Source organism: Streptomyces sp. NBC_00250 (assembly GCF_036192275.1).
GTDB lineage: Bacteria > Actinomycetota > Actinomycetes > Streptomycetales > Streptomycetaceae > Streptomyces.
Genome location: NZ_CP108088.1, coordinates 2,185,410 through 2,205,872 on the forward strand (window position 1 = coordinate 2,185,410; position 20,463 = coordinate 2,205,872).

19 protein-coding genes are annotated in these 20,463 nt (G+C 73.1%); 7 read left to right on the forward strand and 12 right to left on the reverse strand.

What is annotated here, in order from left to right:
- The first annotated feature begins 27 nt into the window (after positions 1 to 27).
- A complete protein-coding gene (locus OG259_RS09815) occupies positions 28 to 1,119 on the forward strand; it encodes an Lrp/AsnC family transcriptional regulator (protein ID WP_328941915.1) in 1,092 nt (363 codons plus the stop codon).
- 116 nt (positions 1,120 to 1,235) lie between these two features.
- Here the strand turns inward: OG259_RS09815 and OG259_RS09820 are convergent, their stop codons facing one another.
- Together OG259_RS09820 and OG259_RS09825 are read right to left on the reverse strand one after the other, a co-directional pair.
- Positions 1,236 to 2,249 carry a LysR family transcriptional regulator gene (locus tag OG259_RS09820; RefSeq protein ID WP_328941916.1) on the reverse strand — a complete coding sequence of 338 codons (1,014 nt, stop codon included), beginning with the start codon at positions 2,247 to 2,249 and terminating at the stop codon, positions 1,236 to 1,238.
- Between the two features lie 147 nt (positions 2,250 to 2,396).
- Positions 2,397 to 2,945, reverse strand: a complete 549-nt coding sequence (locus OG259_RS09825; protein WP_328941917.1) for a carboxymuconolactone decarboxylase family protein — start codon at positions 2,943 to 2,945, stop codon at positions 2,397 to 2,399.
- Between the two features lie 144 nt (positions 2,946 to 3,089).
- Here OG259_RS09825 and OG259_RS09830 point away from each other — a divergent pair, with 144 nt between their 5' ends.
- Entirely contained in the window at positions 3,090 to 3,668 is a 579-nt protein-coding gene (locus OG259_RS09830; protein ID WP_328941918.1) for a TetR/AcrR family transcriptional regulator, read from the forward strand.
- Positions 3,669 to 3,899: 231 nt separating this feature from the next.
- Here OG259_RS09830 and OG259_RS09835 read toward each other — a convergent pair whose 3' ends face one another.
- From OG259_RS09835 to OG259_RS09865, 7 genes are all read right to left on the reverse strand, one after another.
- Complete coding sequence (locus OG259_RS09835; protein ID WP_328941919.1) at positions 3,900 to 5,585, reverse strand: acyl-CoA synthetase; 1,686 nt, start codon at positions 5,583 to 5,585, stop codon at positions 3,900 to 3,902.
- On the reverse strand, positions 5,582 to 8,866 hold the full coding sequence (locus OG259_RS09840) for an FAD/NAD(P)-binding protein (protein WP_328941920.1): 3,285 nt from the start codon (positions 8,864 to 8,866) through the stop codon (positions 5,582 to 5,584). Before OG259_RS09840 ends, OG259_RS09835 begins: the two co-directional genes overlap by 4 nt.
- Positions 8,863 to 9,336: a cobalamin B12-binding domain-containing protein gene (locus OG259_RS09845; RefSeq protein WP_328941921.1), complete on the reverse strand. Its 474-nt coding sequence runs from the start codon at positions 9,334 to 9,336 to the stop codon at positions 8,863 to 8,865. The genes OG259_RS09840 and OG259_RS09845 overlap by 4 nt, the downstream gene beginning before the upstream one ends.
- 107 nt (positions 9,337 to 9,443) lie before the next feature.
- Positions 9,444 to 9,875, reverse strand: coding sequence for a cupin domain-containing protein (locus OG259_RS09850; protein WP_328941922.1), 432 nt, complete (start codon positions 9,873 to 9,875; stop codon positions 9,444 to 9,446).
- On the reverse strand, positions 9,868 to 10,779 hold the full coding sequence (locus tag OG259_RS09855) for a sulfurtransferase (RefSeq protein WP_328941923.1): 912 nt from the start codon (positions 10,777 to 10,779) through the stop codon (positions 9,868 to 9,870). Before OG259_RS09855 ends, OG259_RS09850 begins: the two co-directional genes overlap by 8 nt.
- 72 nt (positions 10,780 to 10,851) lie before the next feature.
- Positions 10,852 to 11,391 (reverse strand): HPP family protein, encoded by a 540-nt coding sequence (locus OG259_RS09860; RefSeq protein ID WP_328941924.1) that lies wholly within the window; start codon positions 11,389 to 11,391, stop codon positions 10,852 to 10,854.
- 174 nt (positions 11,392 to 11,565) lie between these two features.
- A complete protein-coding gene (locus tag OG259_RS09865) occupies positions 11,566 to 13,116 on the reverse strand; it encodes a vanadium-dependent haloperoxidase (RefSeq protein WP_328941925.1) in 1,551 nt (516 codons plus the stop codon).
- 365 nt (positions 13,117 to 13,481) lie between these two features.
- Here OG259_RS09865 and OG259_RS09870 point away from each other — a divergent pair, with 365 nt between their 5' ends.
- The 3 genes from OG259_RS09870 to OG259_RS09885 all read left to right on the forward strand — a co-directional run bounded on the left by OG259_RS09870 (position 13,482) and on the right by OG259_RS09885 (position 15,635).
- Complete coding sequence (locus OG259_RS09870; RefSeq protein ID WP_328941926.1) at positions 13,482 to 13,985, forward strand: hypothetical protein; 504 nt, start codon at positions 13,482 to 13,484, stop codon at positions 13,983 to 13,985.
- 240 nt (positions 13,986 to 14,225) lie between these two features.
- Positions 14,226 to 14,681 carry a TetR/AcrR family transcriptional regulator gene (locus OG259_RS09880; protein WP_328941927.1) on the forward strand — a complete coding sequence of 152 codons (456 nt, stop codon included), beginning with the start codon at positions 14,226 to 14,228 and terminating at the stop codon, positions 14,679 to 14,681.
- A 300-nt stretch (positions 14,682 to 14,981) separates the two neighbouring features.
- The gene (locus OG259_RS09885; RefSeq protein WP_328941928.1) at positions 14,982 to 15,635 is read left to right on the forward strand and encodes a ScbR family autoregulator-binding transcription factor; all 654 of its coding nucleotides are present in this window, start codon (positions 14,982 to 14,984) and stop codon (positions 15,633 to 15,635) included.
- Position 15,636: 1 nt separating this feature from the next.
- Here the strand turns inward: OG259_RS09885 and OG259_RS09890 are convergent, their stop codons facing one another.
- From OG259_RS09890 to OG259_RS09900, 3 genes are read right to left on the reverse strand one after another with little or no spacing between them, the layout of a single operon-like run.
- The gene (locus tag OG259_RS09890; RefSeq protein WP_328941929.1) at positions 15,637 to 16,401 is read right to left on the reverse strand and encodes an SDR family oxidoreductase; all 765 of its coding nucleotides are present in this window, start codon (positions 16,399 to 16,401) and stop codon (positions 15,637 to 15,639) included.
- Between the two features lie 22 nt (positions 16,402 to 16,423).
- Positions 16,424 to 17,374 carry an NAD-dependent epimerase/dehydratase family protein gene (locus OG259_RS09895; RefSeq protein WP_328941930.1) on the reverse strand — a complete coding sequence of 317 codons (951 nt, stop codon included), beginning with the start codon at positions 17,372 to 17,374 and terminating at the stop codon, positions 16,424 to 16,426.
- Positions 17,375 to 17,388: 14 nt separating this feature from the next.
- Positions 17,389 to 18,390: a ScbA/BarX family gamma-butyrolactone biosynthesis protein gene (locus OG259_RS09900; protein ID WP_328941931.1), complete on the reverse strand. Its 1,002-nt coding sequence runs from the start codon at positions 18,388 to 18,390 to the stop codon at positions 17,389 to 17,391.
- Positions 18,391 to 18,469: 79 nt separating this feature from the next.
- Here OG259_RS09900 and OG259_RS09905 point away from each other — a divergent pair, with 79 nt between their 5' ends.
- Both OG259_RS09905 and OG259_RS09910 read left to right on the forward strand, forming a co-directional pair.
- A complete protein-coding gene (locus tag OG259_RS09905; protein ID WP_328941932.1) occupies positions 18,470 to 19,150 on the forward strand; it encodes a ScbR family autoregulator-binding transcription factor in 681 nt (226 codons plus the stop codon).
- A 128-nt stretch (positions 19,151 to 19,278) separates the two neighbouring features.
- A complete protein-coding gene (locus tag OG259_RS09910) occupies positions 19,279 to 20,445 on the forward strand; it encodes an acyl-CoA dehydrogenase family protein (RefSeq protein WP_328941933.1) in 1,167 nt (388 codons plus the stop codon).
- Positions 20,446 to 20,463 lie beyond the last annotated feature (18 nt).

A 20,463-nucleotide genomic window follows, 5' to 3' on the forward strand; every position in this document is an offset into this window, starting at 1 on the left:
GCCGGAAGTGCCCCTACGATCCGGTCCGTGAGCGAGAGCCCTTCCGGATTGCCGGAAAGCGTCAGCGAGAGCACCTCTGAGCCGGATTCCGGCACGGAGGGCGCTCTCGCGGGCTTCTCCGAGCTGGATCTGGCGCTGATCGACGCGCTGCAGGCGGCCCCTCGGGCGCCGTGGACCCGGATCGGGCAGGCGCTCGGCGTGAACGCGACGACGGCCGCCCGCCGCTTCGAACGGCTCCGCGCGGAGGGGCTCGCCTGGGTCACCGCGTACGACGCGGCGAAGACGGCCACGGTCGCCTATGTGGAGGTGCGGTGCCGGCCGCGCGCCTTCGACCGGGTCAGCGCGGCGGTCACGGCGCTGCCCTGGGTGTTCAGCGTCGACGAGACGGCCGGGGACTTCGACCTGTTCCTCTCCGTCGCCGCCCCGGACCTGCCGTCCCTGGGACGCGCGGTGCACCGGGGGATCGGCGGGCTGCGCGGGGTCCGCTCGACCCGCACCCGGCTGGGCATCACGCTGTACGGGGAGGGGCGCGACTGGCGGATGCGGGCGATGAACCCCGCCGAGCGCGCCGGCCTGGGCGGGGCGCCGACCGGCCGGCCCCGCACCTACAGCACCCATCTCCACGAGCGGCCGTCGCCGCAGGACCAGGCGCTGCTCACCGCGCTCGGCGCCGACGGGCGGCTCGGGTACGGGGAGCTCGGCGTGCTCACGGGCATGAGCGAGCACACGGCGCGACGACGACTGCAGCGAATGATCCGCGACGGGGACATCACCCTGCGCTGCGATCTGGCGCACCCGATGGCGGGGCTCTCCACGATGGTGGTCTACCGGACGTCGGTGCCGCACGCCCTCCTGGAGCAGACGGGCAATGCCCTGGCCCGGCTGGAACAGGTGCGGATGTGCGTGTCGGTGAGCGGCCCGTACAACCTGCTCGTCCTGGTCTGGCTGCACGGTCTGGGCGCGGTGGACCCCTTCGAGGCGCTGCTCGCGGAGCGTTTCCCGGCCCTGGAGGTACGGGACCGGACGGTGGCCCTGCACTCCCCCAAGCGCATGAGCTGGCTCCTCGACGAGCACGGGCGGGCCACGGGCCGGGTCCCGCTGGGGCTGCCGGAGCACTGAGGAGTTCGGGGAGAGGGAGGTGCCACGGCGCTCCGTCGCTCCCGCAAGGACCCGGTCGGGGGTGGGGCCGGGGGGAGGCGGCGGTGCGCCGTGGCACCGGTCTGTGGAGTGGAGCGTTACGAGGCGATGCTCGGGTCCGGGTCGAGGGCCGGGGCCGCGTCTCCGAGCACGTCGACCGGGCTCGCGGGGCCGGGCTCGCCGGGGTGGACCGCGCAGGAGAGGGCGGTGGCCTGGCGGAGGGTCTCCGTCAGGTTCTGCCAGTCGAGGGCGGGCCGGGTGTCGGAGCGGCCGAGGACGAGGGAGGCGTTCCAGCGCATCCGGGGTACGCCGGGGAGGGGGCGCAGTCCTCCGGCCTCCTGGTGGGAGGCGGCGAGGGCGATGGGGAGCATGGCGCAGCCGAGGCCGGACTGGGTGGCGGCGCGGACGCCCGCCATGGAGCCCAGTTCGTGGATCTCGGGCGGGCTGTCGCAGCGCAGCCGGAGGAATTCGGGGAGCCAGCGCTGGGAGGGACAGTCGGGGTCGGCGATGACGACCTGACGGCCGAGGCTCGCACGTCGGTGGCCGACGCTGGTGACGGGGACGAACTCGACCTCCTGGAGGCGTACTTCGGTGAGTTCGTCGGAGCGTTCGGTGTGCAGCTGGTCGGCCAGCTGGACCACCGGGTCCTCGGCGTCGACGACGGTGAGGACGAGGGCGCCGTCGATCGCTCCGGACCGGAAGGCGTCGTGGACCTCGGCGGTTCCCATGACACGCAGGGCGAGCTGGACGCCGGAGAGGAGCCGTCGCCCGATCTGGGTGACCCGGGCGAGCTGTTGTCCGTACGCCAGGGCGGGGACGATGCCCACGGTCAGCCGCGGCGGGTTGGCCGCGGGCCGGCGCAGGGCGGTCTCCATCTCACCGACGAGGGTGAGGATCTGGCGGGCGTAGTCACGCAGTACGGTGCCGGCGTCGGTGAGCCGGACGCCGTTGGGGAGCCGCTCGAAGACGGGTTCACCCACCTGTCGTTCCAGGGCACGCATCTGTGCCGTGACGCTGGACTGCGAGTACCCGAGGCGTCGCGCCGCCTGGGTGAACGACCCGGTCAGGGTCACCTCGCGGAAGGTGCGAAGGGTTCTTGCGTCGATGTCCACGTGAATTCCCCCCTGCCGCGCAGGCGGCAGTTCCTCACATCAGGTGGTTGGTCGCCCACCCGCTTCGATCGCCCCAGTCGGTTGAAACAGCCGCAGGGGTGCCGGACGCCCCTTCGCGCCCGGCACCCCTGCTCGGCCGCGAAGACTCTACTCGGCGAGCTGGGCCGGGACCAACGGAAAGTCCAAGTCCGGCTGCGCAACGTGATTGAAGAAGTTCGACAGCACGTTGAGCGCGACGTGGCCGACGATCTCCGCGATCTCGGCGTCGGTCACTCCGGCGGCGCGGGCGGCGGCGAGGGAGTCGTCGGTGACGCGGCCGCCGGTGGCCATGACGGCACCGGCGAAGCGGAGCACCTGGTCCATGTGCGGGTCGCCGGCGTCGGTGCCGTGACGGGTGTCGAGCAGCTCCTGCTCGCTCAGACCGACCTTGCCGCCGCGCAGGGTGTGCGCGGAGACGCAGTACGTGCAGTCGTTGTGCTGGGCGATGTAGAGCGCGAGCTGCTCGCGCTGCCGGGCGCTGAAGCTGCCGCCGACGAGGGCCTCGCGCATGGCGAGGTAACCGCGAAGGGCGGCGGGGCCGTTGGCCAGGGCGGCGTACAGGTTGGGCAGCTTGCCGAGCTGCTTGAGGGTGCCTTCGAGCAGCTCGCGCTGCTCCTCGTTGGCGGTCTCGACGGTCAGTTGGGGCAGGCGGGGCATGGAGCTCTCCTTGAGCCGGACCAAGACGGAACTGATCGGTACCATCAGGACGGTACCGATCGGTTCCGTCTCATGCAACGGGAGGCGGCCACTCCCCTTTTCCTTGAGGGATCACCTATACGGCACCGAGTGGTACCGTCTGGTATGGCCACGAACGCGAAAGAACGGCTCCTCAGCGCGGCGGAGCGTCTGTTCTACGAAGAGGGGATCCGGGCCGTCGGCATCGAGCGGATCCTGTCCGACTCCGGAGTGGGCCGCGCCTCCTTCTACCGCCATTTCCCCAGCAAGGACGACGTGGTCGTCGAGGTGCTGCGGCGCCGCGACGGCATGTGGCGGGCCTGGCTCGACGGCCGGATCGAGGCCAGCGAACGCTCCCCGGCGGAGCTGCCGCTCGCCCTCTTCGACGGCCTGGCGGAACGCTTCGCCGCGGCCTCGTTCCGCGGCTGCGCCTTCATCAACACGATGGTCGAGACGGCCGACCCGGACAGCCCGGCCCATCATGTGGCGGCCGAGCACAAGGAGAAGGTCATCGCGGTCCTGGACCGCCTGCTCGCCGAGGGCGGCTACCGCGACCACGAGACCCTGGCCCGCCAGCTGGCCCTGCTCGGCGACGGAGCGATCGTGACGGCCCTCCGCGAGGGGACGTCGGAGGCGGCGGTACGGGCCAGGGGCGTCGCGGAGATCCTGTTGCGGACGGCCGAGCGGGAGCCGGCGAAGGCCTGACGATCCGGGGCGCGGCGGCGGGTGGCGGAGGCCGGCGCCCGTCGCGGCCACCCGCCTGGTCGCGGCCACCGGCCCCGGCTCATCCGGCCCCGGCACCGACTCATCTGGCTCCGGAACCGGCACCGGCTACGGCTCATCCGGCCCCTGCTTCGGCCCCTGCTCTGGCTCCGGCCCCGGCCCCGGCCCCGGCCCTGGCCCCGGCCCCGGCCCCGGCCCCGGCCCCGGCCCCGGTCAGCCTTTCGGGGTGAGTTCGCCCCGCCGCACCTTGCCCGAGCGGGTGCGCGGCAGGCTCGCCACGACCGTGACCCCGTGCGGCACGAAGACCGGTGCGAGCCGTTCGGCGGCCAGCGCGAGCAGCTCCGCGCCGATGCGCCCGTGCGCGGCGGAGTCCGACTCGCCGGATTCCGAGTGGAGTTCGACGACCGCGTACGGGGCCAGGCCGCCCGCCGGGTCCTCGCACGGGACCACCGCCGCGTCGGCCACCTCCGGGTGGGTGCGGAGCACGGCCTCGATCTCCATCGGGGAGACCCGGTGACCGTGGGACTTGAAGACCTCGTCCATCCGCCCGAGCAGCCGGATCGAGCCGTCCGCGCACCGCTCGCCGCGGTCCCCCGTCCGGTACAGACCGTCGACGAACGCCTCCGCCGTGCGCCCGGGCAGGCCCGCGTACCCCCGCATCAGACCGGGCGGACGCTCCGTCAGATCCACGCACACCTCGCCGGTTTCGCCGCGCTCCCCCGTCTCCGGGTCCCGCAGCACGATCCGGTACCCGGGGAGCGGGTGCCCGAGCGGGGCGAGGGGTTCCGGGGTGCCGGGGGTGCGGCCGATGAGGGCGGTCGCCTCCGTCTGGCCGTAGCCGTCGCGGACCCGGACTCCCCAGGCGGCCTCGATCCGCTCCACCGTCTCCGCCGTCAGGGGCTCTCCCGCCGCCGTCGCCTCGCGCAGCCGGGGAGCCGCCGCCCCGGCGGTCACGTACGGGAGCAGGGACCGCCAGGCGCTGGGCGGCGCGCAGAAGCTGGTCACGTCGTGCGCGGCGAGGACGCCGGGCAGCACGCCCGCCGGGAGGCCGCCGTCCGGGGGCGCGAGCACGGTCGCCTCCGCCGCCCAGGGTACGAAGAAGCTGGACCAGGAGTGCTTGGCCCAGCCGGGCGCGGAGAGGTTGAGGTGCCGGTCGCCGGGGCGCAGGCCGCTCCAGTACAGGCTGGAGAGGTGCCCGACGCCGTATCCGGCGTGGCTGTGCTCCACGAGCTTGGGCAGCGAGGTCGTGCCGGAGGTGAAGTAGCAGAACGACGGGTCGGCCGCGCGGGTCGGCCCGTCCGGGACGAAGCGCGGCCGACCGGGACGGCGGGTGTCGGGGTACGGGACCCAGCCGGCCCGGCCGTCCCCCTCGACGGCCATCCGGATGCCCGGCACGGGCAACTCGTCGAGCATGTCGACGAGTTCGGGTGCGGAGACCACATGCCGGATGGCACCCCGGGCGATCCGGTCGGCGGCCTCGGCGCGGGTCAGGTCCTGGTAGCCGGGGACGACGACCGCGCCGAGCTTGATGCAGCCGAGCAGGGTCTCCCACAGCTCGGCCCGGGTGCCGAGGAGGATCAGGACGCGGTCGCCCCGTACGACTCCGTGCTCGCGGAGCGCCACCGCCAACGCATCGGACCTGGCGCGGAGTTCGGCGAAGGAGACCCGGTCGGCGACGGGTACGCCGCCGTCCGGGCCCGGGTGGCCGAGGAGTTCGAGCGCCGGCCGGCCGTTCCCCTCGGCGATGACGTCGAACCAGTCCAGGGCCCAGTTGAAGTGCTCGGCGCGCGGCCACCGGAAGGCGGCGCGGGCCGCCTCCCGGTCGCCGCGCAGCCGCAGCAGCAGATCCCGGGCGGCCCGGTACTCCTCATGGGCGGGCGGACGGACACCGCCGCTCACCCCGCACCCCCGAGCAGCACCCGGTCGGCCGCCGGTCGGCCCACCCCCGCGACTCCCACCAGCGCCTCCGCGATCGCGTCCGCGTCCCGTGTGAAGGAGCCCCAGAGGCCCGGCCGGCCGCTGCCCACCTGGGTGAACCAGCGGGTGTACTCGCTCGGGATGCCGAGCACATGGGTGCTGGTGTCCACCGAGCCGTCCGCGCGGACGGGGTGGTACGGGGAGTCGGTGCAGTCGAGGCCGCCGGTGGCGAACTCCTCCGCTCCGTCGCCCGCGTTGGTGAAGGTACGGATCTCCCCGTCCACCATCAGGCCCCGGATCAGCGGGTCCCGGTCGGCCGTCAGGTCGGTGCCCGGGACCCGGGCGTCGACGACGACGTCCAGCGCCACCCAGGAGTTCTCCACCTGCGCGGACTCCACCGTGAACCGCCCCTCGACGGGGTCCGCGCCGAACCGGGCGCCGGGGCCCACCGGTTCGAGGACCCCGGCCGCGAGCAGCGCGAGGAACTGCTCGGAGCGCACCTGCGGCGGCCCGGTCGAGACCATCGCCGCGACGGGGCCGAACTCGGAGAGGAACCAGCGGTGCGAGGCGGGGGTGAGACCGCCGAAGTCGACGACGGTACGGATCGTCTGCCGGACGTCGCGGAGCACGTCGGCGGCCGCTTTCAGGGGCCCGTCGGCATTGCCCTGGCGCGCCTCGAACAGGTCGGCGCGCAGCCATTCGGTGAGGACCTTGTGGTATTCGGCCGGGGAGCCGAAGCGTCGGCCGCCGAACGGGCGGGCGAGCGCGTCGAGTCCGGTGAGCGGCCGGGCGTCGATGCGGTGTCCTGCGGCGAGCCGCTCCAGGAGCCGCGGGTCGGGGTCGTCGCGGTCGGCGAGGGCCTGCGCGCCGCGCTCGGTGAACTCTTCGGCCGCCTCGGGCCCGTGGACCTGGCGGATGCGGGTGGCGAGGAGGACGAGGTTGACCTCGGCGAGCAGCCAGGGCAGGACCGACTGTTCGAAGTCGAGGGGCGCCTCCGCCGCGCGGATCGCGGCCATCCGTTCGGCGGTGAACAGCCGGGCCTGGTACCGGTGTTCGGGGCCTTTCTGGTTGGCGCCCCGGGTGAGCAGGGGCACTCCCCCGCGGGAACCCGCCAGGATCCGGGGCTCCTTGCCGCTGGGCAGGTACAGCAGGCCTTCGCAGCCCTCGGTGAAGGTGCCGCCGCGCCCCAGGGTGAGCTCGGTGAGGATGTCGTAGAAGGTGAGCCCCATGCCGAGGATTCCCACGCTCGCGCCCGCCGGGATCCCGGCGAGCGGCATCTCGCTCGCGGAGCCGCCCGCGATGTAGCGGACGGGGCGGGTGGGGGTGCTGTGTTCGCGGGCGAACTGCGTCCAGGCCCGCTGGTCCGCGTCGAGCTCGTTGACGGGGTGGCCGGTGGCGAGGACCACCCGGTCGACGGTGAGGACGTCACCGCGGTCGAGTCTCAGCCGGTGCCGGGCTCTGTCCCGCGTGCCCTCGGCCCGGCCGCGCTCCGCGCAGATCACCCGGGCGGGGACGCGCCGGACGGTGAGCGAGGGCGGCAGGGTCTCCTCGATCCGCCGCATGACGTACGTCAGATAGCGGCCGTAGACGGCGCGGGGCGCGTACCCCTCGGGCTCCGCGGACGCCGGATCGTCCTGCGCCCACCACTCGCCGAGGGAGGGTCCGGCGCCGGGCCGGTGCGGTCCCGCGTCGGCCGGCCCGGAGAACATGGTGACCTCCTGGGCCGGGGTGTTCATCAGGAACCACGGCGACTGGTCCGTACGCCAGATCCGCCCGGCCCCCGCCTCGTACGGGTCCACCGCGAACACCTCGACCGGGCGGGCGGGCGGCGCGTCGGCGCAGCGGGCCGCGAGTCGCTCCAGTACGGAGAGGCCGCGCGGGCCCATGCCGACGAACGCGATCCGCAGCGGATCACCCGACGGCGCGGGGGCGTTCCTCGGCGCCGGCTCCGGCGGCGGGTTCGCGGCCGCCGCCTGGTCGTGCTCACGGGCGACCCGGCCGAGCATGCCGGAGAGCTGGCGTGAGGTCATGGGAACGGTCCTCCTGCTGGTGGTGAGCAGCGGCAGCGCGCCCAGATCCGTCCATTGCAGGCGCCCGTCGGGTGCGACGGTGGACCGGACGGCGCCCCGGTTGTCCGGGTGCAGACAGAACGGCACGTCGAGCAGGCCGCGGTCGAAGGCCTTGAGGAGGGCGACGCCGAGGTCGTCGGAGAGTCCGAGGACGGCCGTGACCAGAGCGCGTGCCTCGACGAGCGTCTCCTCGGCGTCGGCGTCGGTGGACCTGGCGGCGGACCGGGTGCCCTGGGGTGTGCCGCGCCGTGGCGCGGAGCGGGCCGCGTCGGCGGCGATCCGCAGGGCGGTCAGGTTCTCCTCGACGGTCGGGATGCGGTGCGCCTCGGTCTCGGTCTTCACGATCAGGCGCTGGGCCCCGCCCCGTACGGCCAGTTCGGCGCTGCGGCGCAGCAGCAGCCGGGCGCCGGGCACCGTCCTCGGGTAGACGCCCATGTACGTGTAGAGCACGATGTGGCGGTCGACGGACGGCGGCAGGAACTCGTCGGCGAGCAGCCGCAGGGCGGTGAGCGCGCCGGTGTCCTGGGCGGGATGGGTCTGCTGCGCGTAGCTGAGGGAGACGCTGGTCGCGCCGTTGGCCACGAAGAAGAGGCACTCCAGGACCGAGACGGCGACGAGCAGGGACGGCGGGCAGAGCTGGCCGAGGAGGCAGCCGCCGAAGGATTCGAGATGGGCCCGCCGGCCGTGTGCGCGGCTCTCCTCCGTGAGGAACTGCACGGAGTCGCGCCAGGCGGCGACGGATTCGGCGAGCGGGGTACGCCCGTAGGGCAGGCAGTAGGAGACGGGGCCGCCCTCGGAGGCGGCGAGCCCTGCGGCGGCCATGGTGCGGAAGATGGCCATCGGGTCGGCGGATCCGTGCCGGACCTGGACGGGGGTGGCCCGGCCGGCCGCGGCGGCGACCCGCGCGGTGGTCCTGGGCCCGTGGCTGACCAGCGGGAACCCGTTGAGGGGCCGGCCGGCGCGCAGGGCGGCGGTGGCGGCGGCGTGGTCGCCGACGCGGGTGTAGCTGTCGATGGTGAGGGTGGCGACGGTCCGCTCGGGCAGTGCGGCGACGGCGGCGACTCCGCCGGCCATCTCCTCGGGTCCGACCATCCCCATCCGGGGCTGGACGACCAGTTCGCCGGCCGCGGCCGACTCCTGGACGAAGACGCCGAGATCGCCGGGGGCGAGCGGCGGCGGGGCGGAGGTCGTCAAGCCGCGGCCCGCCCGGTACACGCGCCGCCGAGGTCGGCGAGCCGGCGCAGCAGGGCGGTGGGCGGGGTGCCGTCCGCGTACACCTCGTCGTATCCGGCGTCGAGGAGTTCGGCGGTACGGGTGGCGGCGCCCTCCGGGGAGATGCCGAGGAGCCCGCCGATGACCATGGGGACGGTGCGGGTCTTGCGGTCGGCGCGCAGGGCGCGGGCGGCGCGCAGCCCGTCCTGGTGGCCGTGGCCGTTGACGGAGGAGAGCACGACGAGGTCGGGGCTGGTCATCCGGGCGGTGTCGACGAGCAGCTGCTCGGGGACGCAGGGGCCCAGGTTGAGGACGGAGTGGCCGTGCTCCTCCAGGAAGAGCTGGAGGTGGACGAGGTTCCAGGTGTGGGCGTCGGAGGAACCGGTGGTGAGCAGGACCCGGCGGGAGGGCTCGGGACTGCGCAGGGGCTGAGGCCGTGCGGACGGGGTCATGGCGTCTCTCTCCGGAAGGGGTGCGGGGTGGGCGGGTGGGCGGGAGCGGTACGGAAGGGCCGCCGGGCGTGCGGGGCCCGGCGGCCGCTGGTTCGGGTGCGAGGGCCTCAGACGGAGGGGGTCCCGGCGCCCGCGCCGACGCCGGTGGTGATCTCGCCGGCCCCGGGGGTGCGGGAGGCGGCGGGGCGGGCGCGGACGGCGAGGACGGTGCAGCCCTCGGCGCTGGACATCTGGTGGCGGGTGCCCGGCTCCTCGACGACGAGGTCGCCGCGATGGAAGCGGCGTCCGTCGCTGTGGTCGAGGGTGCCGTCGAGGACGAGCATCAGCTCATGACCCAGGTGCTCGTGGAAGTCGCCGTGCGCGCCCGGCGGGAAGCGCAGCAGCAGTGAGGCGGAGTCCTCGCCCTCGGCCGGGTCGGGGCCCCAGAGGACGACGAACTCGACGCCGACGCGGCCGGGTTCGGTCCACGGCACCCAGGGCAGGTCGGTCTGGTCGAAGCCGTTGCGGAGCACGTTGCGGAAGACGGTCACGTCAGGCATGGGCGCGGACCTCCGAGGCGGCGTCGCGCTGGGCGACGATGGACGGGATGCCGTCGGGGCCCCAGGGCTGGGGCCCGTTGACGATGGGGGCGCCGATGAGCGAGCCGAACTCGCGCCAGGCGCCGTCGTAGTTGCGGATGTCGGGCAGGCCGAGGAGTTCGCTCAGCACGAACCAGCTGTGCGCGGAGCGCCAGCCGACCCGGCAGTAGACGACGGTCGGGGTGTCGGTGCGGACGTCGGCGTAGGCGGCGGCCAGCTCCGTGTCGTCGCGGAAGGTGCCGTCGGGGCGGACGGCGGTGTGCCAGGGGATGTGCTCGGCGGAGAGCGCGTGGCCGCAGCGCACACCGAGGTCCTCGGGCACGCCGGGCGGGGTGTTGCTCTGCCCGAGGTACTCCTCCAGGGATCGGACGTCGAGGAGTTGGTGGCGTCCGATGTGGTCGAGCATGTCCTCGCGGCGGGCGCGGATCGTCTCGTCGACGGCCGGTACGGGGTACGTGACGGGCTCGCGCGCGGGGACGTCCTGGGTGAGGGCGGCGCCGAGCGCCTCCCAGCGGAGCCGGCCGCCGTCGAGGATGCGCAGTTCCCGGTGGCCGTACAGGGTGAACTGCCAGTACCCGGCGGTGGCCCACCAGTTGTTGTTGCCACTGAGGAAGACGACGGTGTGGTCGGCGGATATGCCGTGCCGGCCGAGGAGTTCGGCGAAGGCCTCGGGGCCGATGACGTCCCGGCGCACCGGGTCCTGGAGGTCGCCGGTCCAGTCCAGGCGGACCGAGCCGGGGATCCGGCCCAGTCGGCTGCCGCCGTCGGTGATCTCGACGAGGACCGTGTTCTCGTCCCCGGCCGCGGGGTTCCGCAGCTGTTCCATGATCTGCTCGCAGCTGACGAGCAGTCTGTCTCGGTTCACGGGCGCTCCGTTGAGGGTGGGTACGCGGAGGTACGGGCGGGCGGAAGGGGGTTCACCACCGGCGGGCGCGGGTCACCACCAGTACGTGGGGTACTTGCCGATCACGCCGAGGCGGGAGGCGATCAGCCCCACCAGGACGAGCAGGGCGCTGCCGATGGCGAGCAGGACGAGGAAGCGCAGCGGCGCGGGGTCCTGGAGGACGGCGAGGACGGCGGTGGCGGCGGCGGGCGCGTGGACGGCCCGCAGCAGGAGCATGAGGCCGACGCTGAGTCCGGCGGCGACGGCGGCCACCCAGAGAGAGCGGCCGAACAGGGCGACGGCGACGAGTCCGAGGACACCGGAGCCGACCTGGCCGAGCATGACGCCCCGGGGCTGGGCCGGGGGCAGGGCGGGGGTGCTGCAGATGATCATGGCGGTGGCGGCGAGCGGGGCGATCATCAGGAGCTGGTCGGTGGCCTCGCCGAGGGCGACGAGGATCACCAGGGAGACGACGGTGGCGAGGGTGCCGAGGACGGCGGGCCGGCCGCCGGGGAAGGGCGGGGCGCCGCCCGCCCAGCGGCTGCGGGCGGGCGGGGTCGCCGCGCCCGCGGGGGTCTGGGTCTGGTTGCTCACGGTGTTCTCTCCTTGGCGGGGCGGGCGGGGGCGGGCCGGGCTCGGGCAGGGCCGGGCCGGGCCGGGCGAGAGAGGCGTACGGGCGGGCGAGGAAAGGGCGGGGCGAGAGAGGCGCACGGGCGGGCGGCGCGTCCCGCCGGTGCCGGTTCCACCGCGGGACGCGCCTGCCCGGGGTCAGCGGTGCGTGCCGCCGAAGTAGCGCATGGCCTGCCGGTGTACGACCTTGCCGATGCGGTGGCCCATCTCGATGCCGGGCTCGTTGTCGAAGCTCCAGTGCATGCCGCCGTACACCCGGGAGATGCCGGCCTGCCGCGCGGCCTCGCTGAAGGTGGGCCAGTGCAGGACCACGTCGGTGCGCGGGGTGAGGCCGGGCTCGACGGTGGAGGCGCCCGCCTTGAAGCGGTACGAGTCGCCGAAGGAGTCCGAGCCGGTGAAGCGGCGCAGGAACTCGGCGGCGGCGCCGGAGAAGGTGCTGTGCCCGGAGACGGTGGCCGGGAAGGGCGGAACGGCCACGTACGCCTGCCAGTCGACGCCGTCCATGGTGACGGCCCCCTGGCCGGGGCCGCCCCAGGAGCGGATCTGCCGGCCGCGCTGGTCGAACGGGATGAGGGTGGAGGGGCGCGCGAAGTCGTACTGGGCCTTGACGGCCCAGGAGCCGATGGCCGCGTCGCACTCGGCCATGTTGAGGCCGAAGAAGATCTGGGCGTCCTCGTCGACCCCGTGGCCGTCGCGGGCGGAGACGTACCGTCCCCACATCTGCTGCGCGCCGGGCGGGGTGACGTCGTCGTTGAGCCAGAACTCGGCGATGGCCTTCTGCTCGTCCGTCAGATGGGCGCTGATGTCGAGGAGTTCCTCGATCGCCGCGGTCATCCGGACCGAGGGGTACGCGGGCGGGGCGGGGACCGTGAACTGGTCGGGGCGGGACAGTGCGAAGGGCTGCATCACCGCGAACTGCGGGGTGAGGTAGCGCTGCGTCTTGCCGCCGACGATCAACGGGGTCCAGTGCGCCGGGTCGGTGACGGTGGCCGGGTCGAAGGCCCCGGCGGTCTGCGGGGTGTTGCGCGGCTGGTAGCCGGTGGTGTCGGAGTACGCCGGGGTGCCGAGCTGGTTGGCGCCGTCGGCGTGGCGGTAGTCGAGGACGGCCCGCGCGGTGCGGCGGCCTATCCAGGCGGGGCTGTTGCGGCGGGGGTCGGTGAGCTCGGGGTCGTGGCCGAGGCTGCGGAGCATGTTGTCGATGGCGACCTTGTACTCGGGGTACAGGTCGAGCAGGGCGAGGTGCGCCGCGTAGCTGATCGCTACGTTCTTGTTGTCGAGGGTGCGCTCGGAGCGGGGCCGGCGCAGGGCGCCGCCGAAGCGGGTGCCGACGGCACAGCGGTCGTAACAGGCCCAGGCGTCGTAGATGGCGTTGTGGATGATCGCGAGGGCACGGGCGTTCACGGTGGCGGGGCCGAAGCGGTTGCCGGCGGCCTGGTAGCGGCCGAGAATCGCGTCCATCGCGGCCTGGTTCCAGCGGATGACGACGCTGGGGTCGGTCACGGCGCCGGGCCGACGGCGACCGGTGCGCGTCTCCGCCTCGAAGCTGGTGGGGACGGCCCACGCCGGGGTGCCGGGCAGGGCGAGCGCCCCGGCCGCGGCGGCGGACGTGGTGAGCACCCGGCGCCGGGTGAGCGCTGTGCGGGCCCCGGTGGTCGTGGTGGAGGCGGGGGCGGCGGGTCGGTGGGACATCCGTGGGTTCCTTCGCATGATGCCGGGATCGGATGGACGCGGTCCGGGTCCGTGGATCAGCTCCGTGGGGCGGTCCGTGGATCAGCCCATGGATCAAACACAAACTCGAACAGTGCTCAGGCTGGCGAGATTTGATCGCGTCCGGCAACGCCCGATCGACTTCTTTCATCGCAGGCATGCAAGGAAGCGATGGGCGTCGCAGGGGCGCCCGGGACGTGGTTAGCGTGGCCACGGCGTCCGACCCTCCTGCCGGGATTTCGGCGCGATCCGAACGGTCCGCGCCCCGGCTTCCGCCCCACCGGCCTCGATCCGCCCGCCCGGCCCCGCCCGGCCCCCGCGTCGACTCGTGATGGAGATGCCCGCGCATGACCGTTTCCTCTCAGGTGACACCTGCCGCCACGGCCCCCGCCCAGGGGACGTCCACCCCGCCGCCCGCCACCCTCCCGGCCCCCCTCGGCCTCTTCGAACGGCTCGCGCCACGGCTGCACCACTACGGCCTGGGCATGCTGAGAGCCGGGCTCGGCGGCGTGTTCGTGTGGTTCGGGGTCCTCAAGGTCATCGGGCTCAGCCCGGCGGCCGCGCTCGTCGTCGCCGTCATGCCGTTCCCGGCCGGCGGCTGGTTCGTGCCGGCGCTCGGCTGGGCGGAGGTGGCGCTCGGCCTCTGGCTGATGTCGGGGCGGGGCCGCGCGGTGGCCCTGCCGGTGCTCGCCGCCCACCTCTGCGGCACCTTCGCGGTGCTCGTCCTGACTCCGTCGGTGGCGTTCGCCCACTCCAACCCGCTGCTGCTCACTCTGGTGGGCGAGTTCGTGGTCAAGAACGTGGTGCTGCTCGCGGGCGTGGTGGTGGTGACGACGCACCCGCGCCACTGAGCCGGGGCGTGGCCGGGACGTCCTGCGGGGTCACGGGCTCGGGCACCCCGTCCACCCGCTCCTCGTACAGCTGCCGATCGGGGCATGGCTGTCCGCCGCCGTGCTCGATCTCCTTCCCGACGACCGCCGGGCCGCCCGGACGCTGATCGGCGTCGGGCTCGCCGCGGTCGCCCCCCGGCGCCCTCCGAGCCCGTCGGACTCGACCGGATCGCCCGCGCTGCGGGCGCGTCACGGTCGACCGTGTACACGGACTCCGGATCGCGCACCGGACTCTTCGACGCCCTCGGCACCGACCTGCTGCACCGCGGCGGCTTCGAGCGGATGGTGCGCGAGGTGGTCCGGCCCGACGCGCTCGAAGGGCTTCGCGGCGGCATCCGGGACAACGTCGAGAGGTACGCCGCCCACCACGACGTCCTGCGCACCCTGTACTCCACGGCCTCGCTCGACGCCGAGGCCGTCGGCGGCGCGGTCCGGCGGATGGAGACCTGCCGCGCCACCGGAATGGACGACCTCGCCCGTCGGCTCGGCGCACAGGGAATGCTCCGCGAGGACGTCACCGTCACCGAGGCGGGTCACCGCCTCTGGCTGCTCTCGTCCTTCGACGGCTTCGATCTGCTCCACACGGGACGCTCGCTGACGGTGGACCAGATCGCCGCGACCCTCATCGGCACCGCCGAGCACGCCCTCTGCCACTGAGCACGGCCACCGCGCCTCTCCCGCGGTCGAAAACAAACCTACAGCTCGGTTTGCGAGTTGAGGCGCACCGCGGCCACGGAAGCATTTCCACCGTCCCGCCCGCCACCCAACTCACCACCCATGCAAGCGTTCTGCTTCCGTCCGGGAAGGGGCCCCGGGCGCCCGATCCGCGCCGAAGCGCTCAGGGCACACGAAGAGCTCGTACAATACCAAGCAGTCGGTTTGGAGTCGTCGAGCGGTACGGCGCGACGGGGCGCAAAACCCGTGCCTCTGCGACGCACAGTGCTACTGGAGCCATGGGTGACCACACAAGAGCGGGCCACGCGGACCCGCGACGCGCTGATCAAGTCGGCGGCCAGGGAATTCGACCAGCACGGCTACACCCTGGCCAAGTTGTCGGCGATCAGCGCGGGAGCGGGCGTGAGCCCCGGCGCGCTCCACTTCCACTTCGACAACAAGGCGGCGATCGCCACCGCCGTCGAGTCCGAGGCGACGACCGCCCTGCGAAGAACCGCCCGGATCGTCTACCGGCAGGGCTCGAACGCCCTGCAGAACCTGACCGACACCTCACACTCCCTGGCCCGGCTGCTCCGCGAGGACGTCGTCGTACGGGCGGGATTCCGGCTCAGTTGCTCCCGGGGCAGCCGTACGGACCTGAATCTGCGCCAGGAGTGGCAGAGCTGCGTACAGCAACGGCTCGCGGAGGCGGCCGACGAGGGCCAGCTCGCCGCCGGCCACAGCGGTCAGCAGGACCTCGTCCGCACCGTGGTGGCCTCCACCGTCGGCCTTGAGGCACTGTGCCGGGACAACGGCGAGTGGCTGTCGCCCGACACCGTCACGAGCCTTTGGCGGACGCTCCTGCCGATGCTCGCCGCCCCCGGGACGCTCGCCGGTCTGGAACCGGCGGGCAGTTCGGCCGTGCCCGCGCCCCGCGCGCACACCCGGGTGGGCTGAATCAGAGCGCGGTCCCTCCCGTGGCGTCCACGTACTGGCCGGTGATCCAGCGCGCGTCGTCGGAGACGAGGAAGGCGACCACGTCCGCGATGTCGGCCGGCGTCCCGATCCGGTTGAAGACCGAGAGCGCCGCGAGGGCCGCGCTCGCCTCCGGGGTCGCCCTGCGTCGCGCGTTCATGTCCGTCGCGATGTAGCCGGGGGCCACGGCGTTGACCGTGATCCCCCGGGGCCCCAGCTCCTTGGCGAGGGCGAGGGTCATGGTGTCGACGGCCCCCTTGGTCATCGCGTAGGTGACCGAGTCCGGGAAGGCGTGCCTCGTCGCCGCCGAGGAGATGTTGACGATCCGGCCGCCGTCCCGCAGCCGGTCGAGACCCCGCTGGATGAGGAAGAGCGGGGCCTTCACATTGATCGTGACCAGCCGGTCGAAGACCTCGGTGTCGAGCTGCTGGATCCGGCCCGAGCCGCTCGCGCCGGCGTTGTTGACGAGGATGTCGAACCCGGGATCCGCACCGCACTCCGCCAGGCCCGCGTCCAGGGCGGCGTAGAAGGTGTCGACGGCGTCGGGAGCCTCGAGTGCCGCGCGGATCGCGAAGGCCCGGCCGCCCCGTTCCTCGATGATCTCCACCGTCTCGCGGGCGGCCTTCTCGTTGCTCCCGTAGTGGACGGCCACCAGGGCTCCGTCCCTGGCCAGCCGCTCGGCGATGCCTCTTCCGATGCCGCGGCTCGCCCCTGTGACGATCGCGGTCCTGCCGGCCAACGCGGACATGTCGGTGGTGCCTACCTTCTGTTCAGGAACGTTCGAGGAGACCGCGGTACCACGGGACGTGGTCCGCGAACCCCGCGGTGAAACCCGGCCCCGGGTCGCGGCCCAGCTCCCGCCAGGGGCGGTCGTCCGCGAACCAGTGGTCGGTGGCGAGCATGTCCAGGTGGTGCAGCGCGAAGGGGACTCCGGCGAACAGCGCACGGGCGGTGGTGACGTCCACCGCCGGCCCCCGGGTCCTCCCGGTCCGCCGTCCGAGCAGCTCCTCGCCTGCCGCGAGCAGCTCCCCGACCGGGACCGGATCGGGGTGCTGGACGTAGTACGGCCCCGGCTCGGTCGCCGGCGAGAGCGCCGCGCCGAGCAGGGCGCCCGCCAGGCTGTCGACGTCGATCAGGGAGTGCAGCGAGGTCCCGCCGTCGAGGGGGCCCGGCAGGGCGGCGAGGAGCCGGACCAGGCCGGGGATCAGCTGCCGGTCACCGGTGCCGTACACGAGATGGGGTCGCAGGACGGTCCCGCCGGCGTCCATGACGTGCCGGTCGCCCGCCGCCCGGGTGCGGCTGGTGGCCGAGCCCGGGGCGAGCGGCAGGGTGCCGGGTGCGGCGGCCCGGAAGGGGCCGCGGCCGTGGACGGACGCGGTGCTCAGCGAGACGATCCGGGTCACCCCGGCGGCGGCGGCCGCGTCGACCAGGGCGCGGGTGCCCTCGTCATTGACCGCGCGGGCCAGTTCCTCGTCGCCGCCGACCGCCGACGCGCAGTGGATCAGGACGTCGGTCCCCGCGCAGGCGCGACGGAGCGATTCGGGGTCCCTGAGGTCGCCCCGGACGGTCTCCGTCCCCGGCGACGAGAGCTCGCCCGGGAGGTCCTCCGGTCGACGGACGAGCAGGCGTACGTGCGTGGGTTCCTTCGCCGACGCCGCCGTCGCCGCCACCCGGGCGCCGATGAATCCGGTCGCGCCGGTGATCAGAATGCGAGGGCCCATCGTTCCGCTCCGGTTCAGCCTGCCAGCCGGCCGTCGAGGCCGGCTCCGGCCACCGCGAGTGCCGGGGACGGGGAAGCGAGCGTACACACGAAGACCGACAGGCCCCGCTGCCGGCCCGTGACCCGGACGACGGTCGTCGAGCGGTCGGTGGTGGGCACGACCTCGGCCTCGATCCAGCAGGGGCTGTCGAGTTCGGCGTAGCGCTCGAAGGAGACGTTCACGGCGGTGGGCATGAACACTGCGCCGCCGGCCGTCATCGTCGCGGCCTGCCGGGCGGCTTCGAGGAGCATCATCCCGGGTGCGTGATCGTTCTGGCGCCGGAAGAGTATGGAGTGGTCGGTGTCGACCCTCAACCGCCACTGGCCCGTCCGGGTACCCGGACCGAGGACGACGTCCTGCGGTCGACGGCGGCCGACCAGGTGCGGAGCGACCCCCTGGACCAGGGGGACGGGTCTGCCGAGCGCCGCCATCCGGTCGCCCCGGAGCCGACGGTAGGCCGCGGCCGAGGTGTATCCGGCGAGGCCGCCACCGGTGGCGAGCGGGCGTCCGCCCCGGGTGAGCCGCACGACGGTGGGCAGGTTCCTGGCGCGGCCGCGGCGGGCGCCGAGCTCGGGGAAGTGGATGTCGACGGTGACGTCCGAGGGAAGGCCGTTGACGGCCAGCGCCGCGGGGTCGGCGGTGAAATGGAGGTCCCACATGACGAACTGGTCGTCCACGGGTACCCCCAGTTCCGCGTGAGCGACGAGCATGGTGGCCTGGCGTATCGTCTCGGCCACCAGAACGGGGTCGTGCCGGTCCCCTGCCACGGGAGAGAAGAAGGGATGTGAGGCGGGCCAGTGAGCAGAGACGGAGAATCGGTTCTCTCCCCGCTGCGTCCAGCCGGTGGGAAAGATGTCGGCGGGGTCCGCTCGGTGGACGAACTCCCCGGGGACGTCCGTCGTCGCTCCGCGGCAGTTCTGATCCATGGTTCCCCCTCGCGTTCCCGCGCACCCCTGGGCGGCAAACCCGCCCGCCATAGAATACGTACAGCGCGGTTTTCTTTTCAATGCTTCACGTCACACGTCGAGCACAGTCAGCGATACAGCAGGAGGCGCCTTGGCGCAGCAAGCGCGTGCAATCCGAACCCGGCGGGCGATCCTGGAGTCGGCCGCGGCCGTCTTCGCGGAGCGTGGCTACGAGCGCACGACCATCGGGGAGATCTTGGTGCGCGCCGGGGTGACCAAGGGGGCTCTGTATTTCCACTTTGCTTCCAAGGAAGATGTGGCCCTCGGCGTGCTCGCCGCCCAGATGCTCGACGAACCCCTGACGCCGCAGCCCGTGAAGCTCCAGGAGCTGGTGGACCAGGGCTTCCTCCTCGCCCATCGGCTGCAGCGTGACGCGCTGGTGCGCGCGAGTGTCGCGCTGGCCCTCGACAGCGGCGCCACGGGGGTCGACCGGGCGGCTCCGTTCCGGGCCTGGATCGATCAGGTCTCGGAGGTCCTCACGGTCGCGAAGGCCCGCGGGGAGCTCCTCGTCCATGTCAACGTGACGGACACGGCCGAACTGTTCTCGGGCGCCTTCGCGGGCATCCAGACGATGTCCCAGATCCTGTGCGATCGCAATGATCTCACCTACCGCGTTCTGGTGCTGCTCCGGCACGTGCTGCCGACGATCTGCACTCCGGCCCTGCTGACCACGATCGAGATGACCGAGGAACGCGCACGACGACTGGCCGCCGAGTACGACCTGCGGCAACTCCAGAGGGGAGAAGGAAACCTCGCGGACACTCCTGGTTAGGAAAACCGACCAACCGGTCCCCAGAGCGCCCCGACGCAGATCAGCGTCGGGGCGCTCTGGCATCATGGCACTGAGTGTGTTTTCCTGAGGGTACTCAGTGCCACAAGCGTCTAGGGGAGCTCCACATCATGGGCAAGGACTTCGACCTGTATCGGCCCTCCGAGGAGCACGACATGCTCCGGGAGTCGGTGCGTGCGCTCGCGGAGGCGAAGATCGTGCCGTTCGCCGCCGCGGTGGACGAGGAGGGCCGCTTCCCGCAGGAGGCCCTGGACGCGCTGGTCGCCAACGACCTGCACGCGGTGCACGTCCCCGAGGCCTACGGCGGCGCGGGCGCCGACGCCCTGGCCACGGTGATCGTGATCGAGGAGGTCGCCCGCGCGTGCGGCAGCTCCTCCCTGATCCCCGCGGTCAACAAGCTGGGCTCGCTGCCGGTGATCCTGTCCGGCTCCGAGGAGCTCAAGCACAAGTACCTCGGCCCGCTGGCCAAGGGCGACGCGATGTTCTCCTACGCCCTGTCCGAGCCCGATGCAGGTTCGGATGCCGCCGGCATGAAGACGCGTGCCGTCCGGGACGGGGACTTCTGGGTCCTCAACGGCGTCAAGCGGTGGATCACCAACGCCGGCGTCTCGGAGTACTACACGGTGATGGCCGTCACCGACCCCGACAAGCGCTCCAAGGGCATCAGCGCCTTCGTCGTGGAGAAGTCCGACGAGGGCGTGTCCTTCGGCGCCCCGGAGAAGAAGCTCGGCATCAAGGGCTCCCCGACCCGCGAGGTCTACCTCGACAACGTCCGCATCCCCGCCGACCGCATGATCGGCGCCGAGGGCACCGGCTTCGCCACCGCGATGAAGACCCTCGACCACACCCGCATCACCATCGCCGCCCAGGCCATCGGCATCGCCCAGGGCGCCCTCGACTACGCCAAGGGCTACGTCACCGAGCGCAAGCAGTTCGGCAAGCCCATCGCCGACTTCCAGGGCGTCCAGTTCATGCTCGCCGACATGGCCATGAAGCTCGAAGCCGCCCGCCAGCTCACCTACGCCGCCGCCGCCAAGAGCGAGCGCGTGTCCGCCGGCGGCGACAAGGAAGACCTCACCTTCTTCGGCGCCGCCGCCAAGTGCTTCGCCTCCGACGTCGCCATGGAGGTCACCACCGACGCCGTCCAGCTCCTCGGCGGCTACGGCTACACCCGCGACTACCCCGTCGAGCGCATGATGCGCGACGCCAAGATCACCCAGATCTACGAGGGCACCAACCAGGTCCAGCGCATCGTCATGGCCCGCAACCTCCCGTAATCGTCTGTCACTTGAAAG

What these genes read in the sequence shown, in the direction of transcription:
- OG259_RS09900 (WP_328941931.1), bottom strand. Translation starts at nt 18,390, where the DNA reads ATGGCGGGCGGGTTTGCCGCCCAGGGGTGCGCGGGAACGCGAGGGGGA.
- OG259_RS09865 (WP_328941925.1), bottom strand. Translation starts at nt 13,116, where the DNA reads ATGTCCCACCGACCCGCCGCCCCCGCCTCCACCACGACCACCGGGGCC.
- OG259_RS09845 (WP_328941921.1), bottom strand. Translation starts at nt 9,336, where the DNA reads ATGACCCCGTCCGCACGGCCTCAGCCCCTGCGCAGTCCCGAGCCCTCC.
- OG259_RS09825 (WP_328941917.1), bottom strand. Translation starts at nt 2,945, where the DNA reads ATGCCCCGCCTGCCCCAACTGACCGTCGAGACCGCCAACGAGGAGCAG.
- OG259_RS09830 (WP_328941918.1), top strand. Translation starts at nt 3,090, where the DNA reads ATGGCCACGAACGCGAAAGAACGGCTCCTCAGCGCGGCGGAGCGTCTG.
- OG259_RS09895 (WP_328941930.1), bottom strand. Translation starts at nt 17,374, where the DNA reads ATGGGCCCTCGCATTCTGATCACCGGCGCGACCGGATTCATCGGCGCC.
- OG259_RS09870 (WP_328941926.1), top strand. Translation starts at nt 13,482, where the DNA reads ATGACCGTTTCCTCTCAGGTGACACCTGCCGCCACGGCCCCCGCCCAG.
- OG259_RS09890 (WP_328941929.1), bottom strand. Translation starts at nt 16,401, where the DNA reads ATGTCCGCGTTGGCCGGCAGGACCGCGATCGTCACAGGGGCGAGCCGC.
- OG259_RS09850 (WP_328941922.1), bottom strand. Translation starts at nt 9,875, where the DNA reads ATGCCTGACGTGACCGTCTTCCGCAACGTGCTCCGCAACGGCTTCGAC.
- OG259_RS09910 (WP_328941933.1), top strand. Translation starts at nt 19,279, where the DNA reads ATGGGCAAGGACTTCGACCTGTATCGGCCCTCCGAGGAGCACGACATG.